Origin of the sequence: Micrococcus luteus (assembly GCF_022664405.1) — a bacterium.
Classification (GTDB): domain Bacteria; phylum Actinomycetota; class Actinomycetes; order Actinomycetales; family Micrococcaceae; genus Micrococcus; species Micrococcus luteus.
In genome coordinates this window covers 1-1775 of the sequence record NZ_JAKRLB010000046.1, presented here as the reverse complement: position 1 = coordinate 1775, position 1775 = coordinate 1, and the positions used below count along the sequence as shown (strand labels likewise).

2 pseudogenes are annotated in these 1775 nt (G+C 65.9%); both read right to left on the bottom strand.

Going from position 1 to position 1775, the window contains the following annotated elements:
* Positions 1-169: pseudogene (locus MF605_RS11845) on the bottom strand (IS256 family transposase); the annotation flags it as partial.
* A 65-nt stretch (positions 170-234) separates the two neighbouring features.
* Positions 235-1496: pseudogene (locus MF605_RS11840) on the bottom strand (IS3 family transposase).
* Positions 1497-1775: the final 279 nt, after the last annotated feature.

Sequence of the window (1775 nt, the reverse complement as noted above, 5' to 3'; positions counted from 1 at the left end):
CCTTCTCGTAGCCCAGATGGCTGGTCAGCTCGGCCTGCAGGCCCCGCTCGAGCGCGGCCTTGACCAGCGCGGGCACGAACCCGCCGTCACCGGTGAGCTCGACGCCGCCCGCGTCGATCTGCGCGAATAGGGAATCAAGCTGCCCTGAGGCTTTCAGCTGCTCGACCAGGTCCTGGCCCGAGGGCTCGCCTGGGTTCTTGGGCCCTACCCCCGGATCTTGGACACGGGGTGTGATTACGCAGCCGTCGGCAGCGTAGCGGTGTTGCCGGTCTCGTAGAGGACCGGCGGGACGTAGCGGCACCACGAATGGCGTCGCTTGGTGTTGTAGCGGACGAGCCACCTGAAGACCTGCCGGCGGCAGACCAGTTCGTTGCTCCAGCAGGCGGCGTCTTGGAGAACCTCGCGCTTCATGGTGGCGTTGAACGACTCGGCCAACGCGTTGTCCGCGCTGGACCCGACGGCGCCCATGGACTGGGTGACGCCGAGCTTGCGACAGAGCTTGGCGTAGTCCTTCGAGCAGTAGACCGACCCGTGGTCGCTGTGAAATACGCTGCCCTTGAGGGTGCCCCGGGTTGCGGCGGCGGCCTTCAACGCGTCCTCGACGAGCTCGGTACGCATGTGGTCAGCGATGGCCCACCCGACAAGCCGACGGCTGTAGCAGTCGATCACGGTCGCCAGGTAGAGGTTCGTGCCGTCGGCGATCGGCAGATAGGTGATGTCGCCGACGTAGCGCAGCCCTGGCGCCGGGGCGGTGAAGTCGCGCTTGAGCAGGTCGGGGTACTTCTGGCCAGACGGTTCGGGGATCGTGGTCCGCACCCGCCGCTTCTTCACATAGCCCCGGATTCCTTGCAGCCGCATCACCCTGGCGACGCGCTTGTGGTTTACCCGCTCACCGGCAGGCGCGCTGTCGTTGAGCTCGGCGGTGATCCGTGGCGCACCCTGGGTGTTGTCCTCGGCATGGACAGCCCTGATCCGCTATGCCAGCGCCGCGTCGTCAGCTGCCCTGGCTTCTCGGGCCGGGGCAGCCTTGAGCCAGGCGTAGTAGGACGAGCGCTCGATCTCGACGAGCTCACACAGTCGCTTCACCTCGAAGGTGGCGGAGTTGTCGGCGACGAACTGGAAGCGACTCACCAGCCCGTCTCCCCAGCGAAATACTTGGCCGCCCGCTGGAGGATCTCCCGCTCGGTGGTCAGCTTCGTCGTCTCGACCTCGAGCTCGTTGACCCGGGCCTCGAGCCGGGCGATCTTCTGCTCAGGCGTCTCACCGGCGGGACCCGTAGGGCTTGTCGGCGACGGCTTGGACTGCAGTGGGCTGGAGGTCAATGTCCCGTCAGCGGCGGTCTTCTTGCCGGTCCCGTAGACCTCGAGCCAGTGCCGCAGCGTGCCGCGCACGATGCCGAGATCCTCGGCGATGCCGCGGACCGTGGCGCCCGGGGTGGACTCGTACAAGTCGACGGCCTGACGACGGAACTCCTCGGAGTAGTTCTTCCTGGCCATGATTCCTGGATCATCTCGCTTCCCCAGCAGGTGCTGGATTCAGCGTGTCCAAGAACCGGGGTCAAGCCCCCTTCTCGTCGATCATGGTCATGATTCTTACCGTTCCTCTCGGTACGGCTTACACAGACCATCTGACACGCCCGTGGGCCTCTCCCGCAGGATGGAAGTTCCTCAACAACCCACCTGCCCGAAAAGACCCACTCATGACTCACGCTAACGCACCCCTGACCCCCACTGGCCGTCTCAGGATGGTCCACCGCCACCTGCACGACGGGATCC